General features: G+C 39.7%; 17 protein-coding genes. 5 read left to right on the plus strand and 12 right to left on the minus strand.

What is annotated here, in order from left to right:
• Positions 1-23 precede the first annotated feature (23 nt).
• The 4 genes from MORIYA_RS07570 to MORIYA_RS07585 all read right to left on the minus strand — a co-directional run bounded on the left by MORIYA_RS07570 (position 24) and on the right by MORIYA_RS07585 (position 3,071).
• Complete coding sequence (locus MORIYA_RS07570) at positions 24-800, minus strand: M48 family metallopeptidase (protein WP_112714051.1); 777 nt, start codon at positions 798-800, stop codon at positions 24-26.
• A 104-nt stretch (positions 801-904) separates the two neighbouring features.
• Complete coding sequence (locus MORIYA_RS07575) at positions 905-1,099, minus strand: DUF4250 domain-containing protein (protein WP_006031507.1); 195 nt, start codon at positions 1,097-1,099, stop codon at positions 905-907.
• 206 nt (positions 1,100-1,305) lie between these two features.
• Positions 1,306-1,686, minus strand: coding sequence for a DUF4440 domain-containing protein (locus MORIYA_RS07580; RefSeq protein ID WP_112714053.1), 381 nt, complete (start codon positions 1,684-1,686; stop codon positions 1,306-1,308).
• Between the two features lie 11 nt (positions 1,687-1,697).
• Complete coding sequence (locus tag MORIYA_RS07585; protein WP_112714055.1) at positions 1,698-3,071, minus strand: MFS transporter; 1,374 nt, start codon at positions 3,069-3,071, stop codon at positions 1,698-1,700.
• Between the two features lie 111 nt (positions 3,072-3,182).
• On the opposite strand from MORIYA_RS07585, the gene MORIYA_RS07590 reads away from it, so the two are divergent.
• Complete coding sequence (locus tag MORIYA_RS07590) at positions 3,183-4,064, plus strand: LysR family transcriptional regulator (protein ID WP_112714057.1); 882 nt, start codon at positions 3,183-3,185, stop codon at positions 4,062-4,064.
• A gap of 108 nt (positions 4,065-4,172) precedes the next feature.
• On the opposite strand, the gene MORIYA_RS07595 is transcribed toward MORIYA_RS07590, so the two are convergent.
• A complete protein-coding gene (locus tag MORIYA_RS07595; RefSeq protein WP_112714059.1) occupies positions 4,173-4,790 on the minus strand; it encodes a tetratricopeptide repeat protein in 618 nt (205 codons plus the stop codon).
• Between the two features lie 245 nt (positions 4,791-5,035).
• Here MORIYA_RS07595 and queC point away from each other — a divergent pair, with 245 nt between their 5' ends.
• A complete protein-coding gene (gene queC, locus MORIYA_RS07600; RefSeq protein WP_112714061.1) occupies positions 5,036-5,764 on the plus strand; it encodes a 7-cyano-7-deazaguanine synthase QueC in 729 nt (242 codons plus the stop codon).
• Between the two features lie 98 nt (positions 5,765-5,862).
• Here queC and MORIYA_RS07605 read toward each other — a convergent pair whose 3' ends face one another.
• The gene (locus tag MORIYA_RS07605; protein ID WP_112714063.1) at positions 5,863-7,137 is read right to left on the minus strand and encodes an SLC5/6 family protein; all 1,275 of its coding nucleotides are present in this window, start codon (positions 7,135-7,137) and stop codon (positions 5,863-5,865) included.
• 515 nt (positions 7,138-7,652) lie between these two features.
• On the opposite strand from MORIYA_RS07605, the gene MORIYA_RS07615 reads away from it, so the two are divergent.
• Together MORIYA_RS07615 and MORIYA_RS07620 are read left to right on the plus strand one after the other, a co-directional pair.
• Positions 7,653-8,480, plus strand: a complete 828-nt coding sequence (locus tag MORIYA_RS07615) for an AraC family transcriptional regulator (RefSeq protein ID WP_112714065.1) — start codon at positions 7,653-7,655, stop codon at positions 8,478-8,480.
• A gap of 129 nt (positions 8,481-8,609) precedes the next feature.
• Positions 8,610-9,281, plus strand: coding sequence for a LysE family translocator (locus MORIYA_RS07620; RefSeq protein WP_112714067.1), 672 nt, complete (start codon positions 8,610-8,612; stop codon positions 9,279-9,281).
• Positions 9,282-9,309: 28 nt separating this feature from the next.
• Here the strand turns inward: MORIYA_RS07620 and MORIYA_RS07625 are convergent, their stop codons facing one another.
• The 5 genes from MORIYA_RS07625 to trpS are packed head-to-tail and all read right to left on the minus strand — an operon-like array spanning position 9,310 to position 12,208.
• Positions 9,310-9,603: a hypothetical protein gene (locus MORIYA_RS07625; protein WP_112714069.1), complete on the minus strand. Its 294-nt coding sequence runs from the start codon at positions 9,601-9,603 to the stop codon at positions 9,310-9,312.
• Between the two features lie 55 nt (positions 9,604-9,658).
• Positions 9,659-10,123 (minus strand): GNAT family N-acetyltransferase, encoded by a 465-nt coding sequence (locus MORIYA_RS07630; protein ID WP_112714071.1) that lies wholly within the window; start codon positions 10,121-10,123, stop codon positions 9,659-9,661.
• Positions 10,124-10,182: 59 nt separating this feature from the next.
• Positions 10,183-10,767 (minus strand): dienelactone hydrolase family protein, encoded by a 585-nt coding sequence (locus MORIYA_RS07635; protein WP_112714073.1) that lies wholly within the window; start codon positions 10,765-10,767, stop codon positions 10,183-10,185.
• A gap of 56 nt (positions 10,768-10,823) precedes the next feature.
• Positions 10,824-11,135, minus strand: a complete 312-nt coding sequence (locus MORIYA_RS07640) for a cupin domain-containing protein (RefSeq protein ID WP_112714075.1) — start codon at positions 11,133-11,135, stop codon at positions 10,824-10,826.
• Between the two features lie 14 nt (positions 11,136-11,149).
• Entirely contained in the window at positions 11,150-12,208 is a 1,059-nt protein-coding gene (trpS, locus tag MORIYA_RS07645) for a tryptophan--tRNA ligase (RefSeq protein WP_112714077.1), read from the minus strand.
• Positions 12,209-12,459: 251 nt separating this feature from the next.
• On the opposite strand from trpS, the gene MORIYA_RS07650 reads away from it, so the two are divergent.
• Positions 12,460-13,413, plus strand: a complete 954-nt coding sequence (locus tag MORIYA_RS07650) for a D-2-hydroxyacid dehydrogenase (protein WP_112714079.1) — start codon at positions 12,460-12,462, stop codon at positions 13,411-13,413.
• A 19-nt stretch (positions 13,414-13,432) separates the two neighbouring features.
• Here MORIYA_RS07650 and MORIYA_RS07655 read toward each other — a convergent pair whose 3' ends face one another.
• A complete protein-coding gene (locus tag MORIYA_RS07655; protein ID WP_174216906.1) occupies positions 13,433-14,386 on the minus strand; it encodes an FAD:protein FMN transferase in 954 nt (317 codons plus the stop codon).
• Positions 14,387-14,435: the final 49 nt, after the last annotated feature.

Below are 14,435 nucleotides of genomic sequence, written 5' to 3' on the forward strand. Positions count from 1 at the left end.
TTAAAAGCATGACTCATTTTCTATCAATATTTACAGCTCAGTTCTTTCGGTCGACGATATTCTGCCGGTAGTTTCGTAATTGCCTTACGCAAAGCTTTAATTCGAGTATCGTGTGATGGATGCGTTGATAAGAACTCAGGGGGTTGGTTACCATCTGATGCGGCAGCCATATTACGCCATAACGTCACACTTTCTTCTGGATCAAAACCCGCTTTCGCCATCAATTCTAAACCGACAACGTCCGCTTCAGATTCTTGGGTGCGTCCATACGGTAACACCACGCCATATTGCAGTCCTAAACCTAGCGCTTGCATTGCCGTCTCTCTGTACTCTTGATTTTGTAATGCGTAATCCGTCATCTGTAAGCCAAAATTGGTGATCTTTGATTGTGATAAACGTTCGTTACTGTGATTTGCAGTGACGTGAGCAATTTCATGCCCCATAACCGCCGCTAATTGTGACGGTGTTTTCGCTACTTTTAATAACCCGGTATACACACCAATATGACCACCCGGCAGGGCAAAGGCATTCACTTGTGGACTATCAAAAATAACCACATCCCAATTGGTCGGCTGAGCGACATAATGCGTCAAGGTATCAGCAATGCATTGTACGTAATTGTTCAGTTTAGGATCGGTATTTATTTTTTCTTGCTGTTTGATTTGCTCAAATGACTGTGCGCCAAGCTGTGTCATGTCACTGCTTGAATACAACAAGACTTGATTACGGCCTGTTGGCGATGCAGTACACCCGACAACCAAAGATGATAATACGACTAAAGGTAATATTTGTTTAAACATGCGCCCTCCATATTGGCTTCTTTATTGTGTAAATAGATAACTTTCTATCAAACCAGTATAAGGAGGACACTACGAATAGTAAAATATTAACAACAGACTCAGTATTAAAAATTTTTAAACTGATTGGTTTTTGTATCGTAATGATAGCCAAGTGTATATAATTTATTCGCTAGCGCTTCGGTAGGCATTTCATAACATGCTGAGAGATCATGTAGATCGGGACATTCAAGTCGCAGTTTTTCATTAACAATACCGAGTAGGATAGCGGTATCCATTTGTTCAAAATTACTTAAGTCCATCTTCATCACCCATCAATAATATGCTGATAAGTTAAGTTTAGAAGAGTGAAGAAGATTCCACAGGTAGTGTTAACATTTAATTTATGTATGATGATTTTTTAAACCAATTACTAATAAAAGCAAAACGAGTTTTATTCGGCTTAATTAAAATGAATGAGTATTGTATTCAAGTTATACTCATTCATTCGCCTCAATCGCTGTAACTATTATTCGGACGCAGGAGTCTCATGAAGGTGACGCCATAAAACTTCATCTCCTTCGAGCGTCAATAAAACAGTTGAATGTCTCAATGTCTCGATGTTGTGAGGTAAAATTTGACGTTCAACATAACTCACCAAAGCCCCTTGTGACCACTCTGCTAATATCTCCATTTTATCCATAACAATTTTGATCCCATCCTTTGTACCGCAATTATTCTGAAAAAATGCTTCCAAAGTAAGATAATCTAACTTATGGCCATTGATACTGATCATCGTAAAGTTCCTATCAAAACGCGAAAGTAACGCTTCAAGATCACCTTTTCCTTGTCCAATCCAATCCTCTATTTTTACATGTGTATCGATAAGTTCATTAAAAAAACGGTTCATACTATTTCCTTTTAAGCGTTTATTTTTTTCAAGACAGCTCTGTTATCAATATATAAACAAAGCAAAAGTGGCACAGCAGTAACACCTGCCGCGAGATAAAAACTGATTTGATAAGCACTTAAGCTATCAACTGTCATTTGTAGTAGCTGCAGCATCAAACTCATCATTGCTACCCCAAAACAAAAACTAAACTGGCGATTGATATTCCAAATTGCACTAGCATCAGCCAACGATTCACCATCAATAGTTAAAAAAGCTGAACTCTGGGCTGTGCTACTACATAAAGCACCACCAAAACCCATTAATGAAAAAGAAACCAACAATAGCAGCGGTTGATCCACTGTGGTTATTTGAGATAAACATAAAATACCAATACCTTGAACCAAACACCCCAAAATGAATAAAGGCTTAGGACCACAATAATTAAATAATTTCCCTACAAACATAATGGCTAAAAATGCTGACAGTGACCACGGTACCATCAGTACACCAACCGATGATGCTGACATACCCAACTGCGTTTGAAGGTACATCATTGCGATTAAATTAACGCCCATAAATACACCAGGAATAAACAAATAAATCATCATCGAAATTCGAAGTAATGGATTACGAATTAATCCTAAATCAAGTAATGGCTTAGGATGACGGAAACTATGACGCACGTAATAAACCAATACCGCAACAGCTGCAGCTAACAATATAAGTGCGCCAAGTCGGTTATTGGGGACTGCTAACCAGTCTAAACCGAGTAGTAACAACGTTAATCCCACACTTGCAATAACGAGCCCCCATGCATCAAAAAAGTGGTTTTTTTTAGAAAATGACACTTTATCCCTACGCAGCCATACAAAAACAAGCACTAAAGCAATCAATGTCAGCGGTAAGTTAACAAAAAATACCCATCGCCAATTTAACTGATCAACAATAAGGCCGCCGAGAGCTGGAGAAAGTGCCGGCGCTAATAAACCGACTAACATAATGATAGAAGAAAGACGTGCGCGTTCATGACTCGCATAGAGCTGGTAGGTGAGAGTCTGCCCTATCGGAATTAACAACCCTCCACTTAAACCTTGAAGTAAACGTAATCCAATCAGAAGTTCGATAGAGTTAGCAAAACCAGCCAGTGTTGTAGTCACAAAAAATAAAGTGAGCGATAACAAAAATACTCGACGCCCACCAATATGCAGTGCTAACCAAGCACTAATTGGTGTCACTAATATCAATCCCAAAATATAACTCGTACTTACCCAAGTCAGTTGATCAACGCTAGCATTAAGTGCCTGGCCTATCGCAGGATAAGCTACATTAGTAATAAACATATTAATGAGATCGATAAAAAATCCCAGTAAATAAACAATGGCAACTTTAGTACGATATTGCATAAAACCTCCTACAAACGAAAGATATGTAGTCTAAATCTGAAATCACAGTGGATAAATAGGGTATAGTCACTTACACTGTCAAAAATTATTTGACAGTGTAAGTAGAGGAACATGCTTAATTTACAAAGGATGAAAATCTTCACTGCAGTGGTCGAAGCAGGAAGTTTTACTGCCGCGGCAGAGGTGTTGGATCAGAGCAAGGCTGTCGTTAGCTTCAACGTCAAACAACTGGAAGCTGAACTGGGTGTTTCTTTATTGAGGCGCAGTACGCGAAAAATTTCACTCACAGAACCCGGTAAACATTTCTACCAAAATAGCCTACGCTTATTAGCGGATGCAGAGCACATTTTGAACGATGTGCGTCACGAACATCATAGTTTAAGTGGTGTGCTACGTGTCACAAGTACTCCTGAATATGGTGCACACAAAGTTGTACCAGCGCTGGCAGCATTCGCAAAAAAACACCCTCAATTACATATTAATTACATTTCATCGCCCAGGCATGCCGATTTAATTGCCGAATATTTTGACATCGCTATTCGCTTGGGTGAAGTGGCCGATTCAAATTATCACGCAGCATATATTGATAATTTTTCTATTTTCCCTGTCAGCTCTCCAAATTATCTAGCAACGAATAACATAAATACGTTATCTGACTTAGCGCAAGCTAATTGGATCACTAACAGTCGCTTAAAATCGCCATTGCGTTGGCAAGTAATAACACCACAAAAAGAAACTGTATTACTCAATGTCGAAAGTCCTTCAACCATAAAGGCTGATAGCGCTAGCGCACTATTAGCCTTTACATTAAATGGGACGGGCATCGCACTAATACCCGAATGGCTTGTACATCCAGCATTAGAGCAAGGCCAACTCATTCACTTACTCCCTGAGTATATTTTTCCATTACAGAATATTTATGCAATCTATCCTAATACTCGTTACGTTCCTGAAAAAGTGAGAGCTTTTATTGATTTTTTACGAGAGTGGTAGGTACCAAAGTATGCTATCGACCATGGGGCTGGATATCTAGATAACAGGTAAGGCCTGCGAAGGGATATTTAGAAAATATCAAGTCATTGTAATCGACGTAAGCAAAGGCTAGACTGATTTTTTAAACCAATTACTGATAAAAGAAAAACGGGTTTTCTTACGTTGCGCGAGTTTTTCTAAAATGACTTCATCAATCCACTGTTCTGACATTTTACGGGCATTATCGAGGGCTTTACGATCCATTTTACCTTCGATCATTTTCAATACTTTTTTAATTTGTTTATTATCGTCGCCGTTTAATTGTGCCGCATTAAGCCAAGCATAACCTAAACCATAGTGTTGCTGAATACCTTCGGCGTACACATACATCATACCAAGTTGTACTTGTGCTTTAACATAACGCTTTCGCGCTGCTTCCGCATACAATTTAAACGCTTGGATCTTGTCCGTGTCAGTGCCTTGCCCATTAAAGAACATGCTTGCAAGGTTACATTCTGCCGCAGAGACTTCATATTTAATCACTTCTGCTGAGTACGCATCAGGATTACTGGTAAATGAACGCACCGCGATGCTGTACCAATAAAAAGCGTCATCAAAATTGCTTCGTGCATAGCACATATCTGCCGCTGCAAGTTGAGAAAAAGGGCTACCTTGCTCTGCTTCTGAGATAATTTTTAAACTGGGATCTTTCGGCTTTGATTGCGTGTGTTCACTATTATTTGACATGCTTGTGCTTACCAATAAAAAACAAATAGCCAGCAATAGCCGACTGATAGATAAAATTAACTACTATATTTTTATACAGCAGTTGTTACATTCTACCGAAACAACATCCTCCTGCATAGATGCTATTACCACGTTGTTTTTTAACCACTGACAGGTAATTGTTTAAGCGATTTTAACAACCGATTAACCTTGTTTGAATATTCTTATGCTACTATCGCCTTATTAAAGTAGATAAAGGACAAAAAATGTCACAGCAGACAGCAAACAAAGCCGTATTAGTATTCAGTGGTGGTCAGGATAGCACTACCTGTTTAGTGGATGCACTACAACGTTATGACAGTGTAGACTGTATTACCTTTGATTATGGCCAGCGTCATAGCCAAGAGATCGAGGTAGCGAAAAAAACTGCGGCTTATTTCGGCATTAAAAATCATAAAATCATCAATGTTGATCTGCTTAGTGAATTAGCGATTAGTTCGCTAACACGTGACGACATCGCAGTTTCTCACGAACTAATGGATAACGGTTTACCAAATTCGTTTGTACCGGGTCGTAATATCTTATTCATGACGCTGGCGAGTATTTATGCTTATCAAGTTGGCGCAAACACGGTTATTACTGGGGTATGTGAAACAGATTTCTCTGGTTATCCTGATTGCCGTGATGAGTTTATCAAGTCAATTAATCAAGCTTGTAACCTAGGCATGGCGAAAGACTTTAAATTTGAAACACCGCTAATGTGGTTAAACAAGGCAGAAACATGGGCACTTGCAGACTTGCATGATGAACTTGATTTCGTTATTCACCAATCACTGACTTGTTATAACGGTATTGTGGGTAAAGGGTGTGGCGATTGTCCTGCGTGTTTATTACGTAATAACGGTCTAAATGATTATCTCACCAATAAAACGCAACACATTTCGGCGCTAAAAGGCAAGCTACCACGTTTAGCAAACATTCAAGCTACGTTATAATAGCTCGTATTAATAACTCTTATAATAAGCAAGCCAGAACTCAATTGTATGTGCCATTTAAACATATGCAATTGAGTCCCTTTCTTTATTTTCAATTTTTATAAAAAAACGTTAAAGATCAATGCTGATATTGCAATCAGTCCCATGATGGTAACGAAGATATTACTTAACGCGCCACGGTATTGAGCTAATGCTTCAACTTTAGATACAGCGTACATTGGCATCACAAACAAGATCATCGCAATAACTGGTCCCGAAAACATTTCCATCATATTTAAAATACTTGGATTTATTACCGAAACAGCCCAGATACTAGTAAACAGTAGAAAAATAGTCAGCTTGTTAATCGCAGCAGGCGTCATATTTACTTGTTTACGTATCAGACCATTTAAGCCTTCACGTGCACCTAAGAAGTGGCCAAAAAATGAAGATGTAATGGCAATGAAAGCAATTAACGGACCTAGAGAAGCAATTAAAGCATTATCTTTCACATTTGCAAGATACGATAAAACAGATATATTTTGTACTTTAGCTTCTAACAACTGCTCAGGTGTTAAACTAAATACACAAGAAAATACAAAGAAAATAACGAACAAAATAAGCATGATCGACGTACGTTTCAGGATCTGTTCTGACTTCTCCCCAGCTTGTTGACCATAATGGCGTTTTTGTGCCGTAGAAAAGCTAGAGATAGCTGCAGCATGACTAAATGCAAATACAGTAACTGGCACAGCTAACCATAATGTACGCGAGAATTCACCCATATCCATCGCCATTGATATATCAGGCACTTGCCAATCTTGGATCATATAAATTGACAGTCCAGCAAGAATAAGCACCAATGGATAAACGATGATCTCAAACGCTTTCAGCACTAACTTCTCTCCACCCATCATCACACCCACCATGCCAGCAACCAATATACCGGATAACAACACACGTGAAGGAGATGCTAAACCAAGCTGATTAACGATAAAGCTATCGACTGTATTGGTTAACCCGACACCATAAATAAGTAAGATCGGATAAATCGATAAAAAATAAAGAACAGAGATAATGCGACCCGCATTAGGACCGAAGTGCTCTTCAACAACATCGGTAAAATCAGCATCCGGGTTCTTCGATGACAGTATAAATCGAGATAAGCCTCGATGCGCCAAGAACGTCATAGGCCCTGCAAGCAGAGCTATAATGACAAGTGGCCAGAATCCACCAGCACCTATATTGATCGGTAAAAACAATATGCCTGCCCCTACGGCAGTACCAAATAAACTAAGCGTCCACTTCGTATCATGGGCGTTCCAGCGGCCAGTAGTTGAATGATATTTAGATTGTGGTTGAGAATGAGATTGACTACTTTTAATATTTAACACGTATTATCCTTGATATATCGAATGCAGAGTATTAAATAGATCTTTAACTAAAATGCAGACAACTTATCTACCCACACTTTAAAATCCAGTGGAATAGACAATACATAGGCTTAATATCGATGTAAAGTATTGCTAACTATAATACAACATAGGTCACATCAAATTTACACATTTGTGGGTATACACACACATATGGCGATGAAATAACAGCGTAATAGTGATCGATGACCAGCTCTGTCTCTAAACAAAGGAACAGAACGTTTCGCCGCCAGAAATAATTACATCTTTGGATCGATCTTTAATCTCGACATAACTACCTTCGTGCCATACCGCTAAATCACCAGAATGGAACCGATCACAAGCAAAGGTGAACGAACACTTTGGCGCGCGTTTAAGCATGGATTAATCTTGGGCTATACAAAAATAATATTATGCAATTATTTACTATCACCGTTAATACCGCACTGTTAGTATGCTGATTAAGGTAATGTAGGTAAGTGATATAGGTAGACATAATGCGACAAGAAAAAATTGAATACTGGCATAATCCTGTATTACCCAATATTGAACTAAGCTCAGCGAATGTTGAAAAATTTGCTTTCGAACGCCACATCCATCTTGATTATCACATTGGTATTGTAACCAGTGGTTGCCAGCAATATTTGCATAATGGGAAGCAATACCACCTTGCACCGGGCTTTATGTCTACGTTAAATCCAGACGAAGTACACAATGGCGAGAACATTACCCTTGGTGGTTATCAATCGCATGTAATGGCATTACCCGTTGATTATGTTAACGATATTAGTCGAGAAATGAATCAGGCAGAAACATTTTTTAATGCCCCACTTATTCACAATCCGACGCTATCGCGTGCCTTCTTACATTTACATACACTCTTGACCACAGAGCAAGATGGTTCTGCACAACTGCACATCGAAACAACAATGATCGCGTTCATCACAGAATTGTTTATGCACCATAGTGGTATTCCGATACAGCAACACATATCAACCAAACAACTATCAACACAGCAGCTAAGTTATATTAAAACGTTATTCCACGATGAACCGGGTCAGTCATTCCAATTAGATGATTTAGCACAACAGCTTGATTTAAGTAAGTTTCAATTTCTACGTCAATTTAAACAGTCGATGGGCATGACACCCCATGCATATTTAAAAAGAGTACGATTAGAGTATGCGAAAAAAGCGTTAATCAAGGGGGGTAACATATCTGATGTGGCCTACCAAGTTGGATTTTTTGATCAAAGCCATTTCAATAAAGCCTTTAAATGTGCATTTTTAATTACCCCTTCGCACTTTCAACGCCGCGTACTCTGATTCCGCTTAAACTATAGTCACCTTTAATAAGCGTATTAATCGATATTATTTTTCCGTGCAATTTTTTCCTATAGTTCCCCTTTTATACACTGCAAAATAGCGACAGCATTTACGTTTAAGGATTTATCAATGAACATCGAACTGTTGTTATCACTCGCTATTATTCATGCTGTTGCCCTAGTTAGCCCAGGCCCAGACTTTGTTTTGGTTGTAAAACTTGCTAGCCAAGAATCAAGACGCACCGCAATGGCCTCTGCAGTTGGCATCTCAATTGCCATTTTAATTCATACTATTTTAAGTTTAACCGGGGTAAGTCTAATAATTAAAAGCTCACAAACCTTGTATATAATTGTGCAGATGGTTGGAGCTAGCTATCTCGCATGGATGGGATTTGGTGCAGTAAAAGGTGCCCTGCAACATTGGAAAGCGAAAATATCGGTAGACAATAATCAACTTAAATTAAACCAATTGACACCTAAACAGGGCTTTATGCAGGGGTTGTGGACTAATTTACTTAACCCGAAAGCCATGGTGTTCTTCATTATCTTATTCTCAGCCATGATCACACCTGATGTTAGCCTTCTCACTAAACTATCAGCTACCGTTATCATGTTTGGATTATCCTTGATTTGGTTTGTGTTTATCGCATTGATTCTATCAAAACCGGTGATCCAACAACGCGTACAAAAAGCAGCGCCAGCAATCAACTTGTTTACAGGGCTGCTATTTATCGCAGTATCAAGTGCCATCATGTATAACTTGCTTGCAGGCGCGATGGTACTCAGTGAAAATACTATTTAGATTGAGGTCTAGGGTGGACTGGCAATACCTAAGCCACGAGCATCACCTGAAATAGCCAAATCTGTAAATATACCTCGCAGTAGCCTGTATCAACCACAACAGCCTTACCTAGCTTTGGCGCTTGGTTTCCCAACCATGGATGCGCCAACAAATACCCGAGTACACTATCATCTGCGTGAGTAAACACGAAACAGCTCGTGGGAGAGGCAATCCACTTACTTTGCAATACGGTTAAGTCTTCATGAAAATGACTTGCATAGGCATGTGACTGGATCTGCATAATCGCATCCCAATCCGTCTCTTTAATCATTCTAATCGACATTTCTATTCCTAAACAAATATTACTAAACAAGCATCCAAAATCATCAACCTAATTTTTATCCTGTGATTAAAGTTTTCGTCATATATAGGCTGTACGGGTCTTCGCGATAATCAGCAAAAGGGCCACATTCATTAAAGCCAAAGTCTCGATATAGTTTTTGAGCGGGTATAAACGAATCTGGCGTGCCCGTTTCTAAGCTCACTTTAGTAATCCCTTGCTGTTCAGCTTCAGCTAGAATATGGGTTAATAATTTCCGAGCAACACCCTGTCGAAGATGAGTACGCGCTGTGCGCATTGATTTTAACTCCGCATGCCCCGTTGTTATTATTTTAATCGCACCACAGCCCGCAAGATCACCCTCTATCCACGCACTCCAAAAGGTCACGTCAGGCGCTTGTAATCCGGTTAAATCTAACGCGTGGACACTTTCAACTGGGGTATGATCGAGCATGTCTTGGTGATGTTCTTGTAATAACAGCGCAACTTCTTTACCTTTTAAATCGTCTATACGAATTTCCATTTCGACCATCCTTTATCATTAACTAACAACAATGTAATAAATAATTTAACATCTACATCTTACTTAAATAAATCCACACGGTCCAACTCATTTCCATCACCCATTTTTTCATTAAAAAACCTCGCACCGCTTAATGAATAGTTCTCTGAAAATGAATTCATAAAGCCATGATAAAAACTGGTTTTAATACAGTTAACCTGTTTTACAGATGACAGTGCTTCAATAACATCATCAACCTCAAAGTGCCTTTCCTGGCAAGGAAAGACTAATGTTACAGGACAACAAGGGATTACATCCAGATGGTTGCGGATCTGACTTGGATAGAAGCCAATGTAATGTTTGATTAATGGATTCGAGTGTCGGTCGATGGCTTTCCAAGCAGCAGATGCACCCGCACTAAAACCAAGTAATACTACCTCACTTTCTGATAATTCAATCGCTGATGCCACCGCCGAAATATAGCGTTCATGACCACATTGTGTGATAAACGCGTCGTAAGCGGCATGCTCATTTACAAACTGCTGCTTATTTCCTTCGTAAGGGTCGATCACCGTCACTCTAGTCTGCTCAGTTGATAATGACGCAGCAAGTAAGTCGGTATCCTTAGTCAGGCCAAAAATATCAGTGATTATAATAATGTGCATATGCTGTCCATTAATTCAGAATCGATCAATTTAGGTGACTATCTATTTAATAGCTATCAATAATGCACTGCTAACCACACGGTTTCAACATCAGGATCAGTCCACGCAACTTTGTGTTTTTGGTGCGCGGGGATATTTAGGTAATCACCCGTTTTCAGGGTAACAGAGGGCTTATCATCAAAACCGATAATGGCACTGCCTGCGATAATGATCACCCATTCATGTTGCTCTTGATCATACCAACCAAAATCTGGCGATGTTTGCCCTTTTGAAATAATACGTTCTATTTTGACCGTGTCGCTGCTAACTAAATCGTCAAATATTTCACTGCTGAGATCGGAAGGTATCGAATCAAAGATATTATTCATGTTTAATCATCCTTTTAAAACAGATTTAGACCAAAGGCACACTTCACCTGACGTAATACATCATTAGATTCATCTTGAGAGCGCTCTGTTCCTGCTTTCAATATCGCAATTAACAACGATCGATCCGCGATAAATTCTTCTCTACGCTGTCGGATTGGTTTTAATAGGTCTTGTAAACACTCTTCTAGGATCTTCTTAACGGTACCATCCCCTAAACCACCAGCTGAATATTGCGCTTTTAAATTAGCTACATAGTCTTGATCTTGATGGAATGCATCTAAATACGTGAATACCACATTTCCGTCAACTTGCCCCGGATCGCATACACGCAAATGATTCGGATCTGTATACATGGCTTTAACCGCTTTGCTGATCTCTTTTTCACTTGAACTTAGCATGATGGTATTGCCCATAGATTTAGACATTTTACTTTTACCATCGACACTCGGTAAACGTGAAACCTTACTTAATAGTGGCTTACATTCAACTAAAATGTCTTGCTGGGCAATATGGTTTAATTTTCTGACGATCTCATTGGTCTGTTCCAACATAGGTAATTGATCTTCACCCACAGGTACTAACGTGGCTTTAAATGCGGTGATATCTGCAGCCTGACTAATCGGGTATGTTAAGAACCCTGCAGGAATAGAACGACCAAATGATTTACTGTTGATCTCAGTTTTAACCGTAGGGTTACGCTCTAAACGGGCAATCGACACCAAGTTTGAATAATACATAGTTAGCTCTGCCAATGCTGGAATGCCCGATTGTAAGCAGATCGTGGTTTTTAATGGGTCGATGCCAGCAGCCAGATAGTCTGCAACAACATTTAGAATATTTGAGGACACTTTTTGCGGGTTATGACCGTTATCGGTAAGCCCTTGCATGTCCGCAACTAAAATTGTTTGTTCATATTGATGCTGTAATTTAACCCGCTGTTGCAGTGAACCGACAAAATGGCCAAGGTGTAAAGATCCAGTTGCCCGATCACCCGTGAGGATCTTTTCTTTACTGTCATTCGTTTGAGTTGAGTTAGCGGTTTGGTCTAAACGTAGTGATAGGTTATTTTTCATTGTATATCTCCAAAATCGATTACCGGAGACATAGATACTTTATTCATCAGTTGCCATCCGGCGATCTGTGAACAAAAGTATTCAACACCGCTCTTATAGAAGAGAGTGCCACCAAGATGTTGTGATAAGTGCAAAAATAGGGTTTAATTTCATCTATTCAAAGTATCAGCCTGCATTAATTATCGCAAGCGATATTTCAACCTTAACGATTAACCGACTTTAACCTTCACTTTCAAATTGGATTTACTTGTATGGTAACTATCGTCTTTCTCGACCGCTCTACGATCCCAGAACACATTACTATCCCTCAACCTAATGTTGAGTGTCAGTGGCAAGAATATGCAACCACTACACCAGAACAAGTGATTGAGCGCCTGCAAAATGCAAGTATTGTCATTACCAATAAAGTCATTTTAGATGCGCAGGTATTAAGTCAGTGCCCACAGTTAAAAATGATTGCAGTAGCGGCGACAGGTACCAATAATATCGATTTAGATTATTGTCGTCAGCACAACATCACCGTGAGTAATATTCAAGGTTATGCCACCAATTCGGTACCTGAGCATGTAGTGGCCATGATGTTTGCGCTAAAACGAAATCTAGTCGGTTACCATCAAGATATTCAAGCAGGTGTTTGGCAGCAGCAAAAACAGTTCTGTTTCTTTAGCCACCCGATTTCTGATATTGCAGGTTCTACGTTAGGTATTATTGGTAAAGGCAGCCTCGGTAATGCCGTGGCTACATTAGCCAAAGCACTTGGCATGACCGTTATGTTTGCTGAGCGTAAAGGGGTTAGTCAATGTCGTGAAGGTTACAGTCCATTTGAATTCGTCTTAAAACAAGCGGATGTACTGACTTTACATTGTCCACTTGCAGAGCAAACCCATCATCTTATTGGTCGTGACGAGTTTAAGCTAATGAAAAATACCAGCGTGTTAATTAACGCCGGACGTGGTGGTTTGGTTGATGAAGTAGCCTTGGTTGATGCATTACATAACCAACAAATTGCTGGCGCAGGTGTTGATGTATTTACCCAAGAACCCGCCGATGACAGTAATCCGTTAATCGCAAATGCACATTTACCAAACCTGATTTTAACACCACATGTTGCATGGGGCTCAGACTCTGCGATTCAGACTTTGGCCAATCAACTGATTAATAATATTGAGCAGTTTATTGCCGGAAAACCACAAAACCAAGTTTAATTTGCTCGTTATAATGAAGCTACAGCCAATATCGACAATTTTGTGCTTTTAAAAAATCTTCAGCAGACTCACCTTGTAATAGCGCAATGGTTGCCAACATGCCGGCTTGCACACAGTTTTGAGCATAGACAGTGACCTGAGCAGGTCCACCAGCAATGGGATAACCAGTCTTGGGGTTGAGGATATGGCCATAACGTTGACCATCAACTTCAATATAGCGCTGACTGTCACCACTACTTGCAAGACCACCTTGGGCTAAACTAACCATGAATTTACTTTTCCCAAGATGCTGCGGGTCTTCTATCGCTACTTGCCAACAATGTCCATTACTGCGTAATTTATTGGCGTAAATATCACCACCAAAATTCACTAAAAAGGCACAATCGGTTTGTTGCAGCTGTATTTGTTGCTCTAACAACTGCGCCACTTTATCTACTGCGTATTCTTTGCCAATGCCACCTAAGTCAATTTCCATGCCTTTAGGTACACTTAATAACGGCGCATTCCAGTTCGCTTTTTGCCAGCCGATATTGGGTAACAGCGCTTTAATATCAGCATCACTCGGTAGCTGAGTTTGTTGTTTAAAGTGCCAGAGCTTACCTAATACACCAGAGCTGATATCAAATAACCCATCACTGAGTTGGAAACATAAATCAGCTAAATTAATCAGCCGTGTCGTTTCTTCATCTACCGTGATAGCTTCATTAGCTGAACGATTAAGACGAGCAACAATATTGTCATCACGAAAACGACTGTATTTTAGTTCAATGCGTTTTGCTTCTGCATATGCGAGCGCGGTAAGACTATCCGCGAGTGCTTCATCAACGTTATCTAATAAGATCTGGCAAGGGCTAGCCATGACGGTGAACTCACCGAGCCAATAGCCCGCTTGTTGTTTTAAGGTAAAGGCTGTTTTTGCAGTTCCGCCTAGCTGTAAAGTACTACCTTTATTTAATGAATAAGCTTTTTTCAAACCTGATCCCTGCTTGTATTCACATCGACATTAAAAAACGGTATTAGAA

The organism is Moritella yayanosii, from assembly GCF_900465055.1.
GTDB lineage: Bacteria > Pseudomonadota > Gammaproteobacteria > Enterobacterales > Moritellaceae > Moritella > Moritella yayanosii.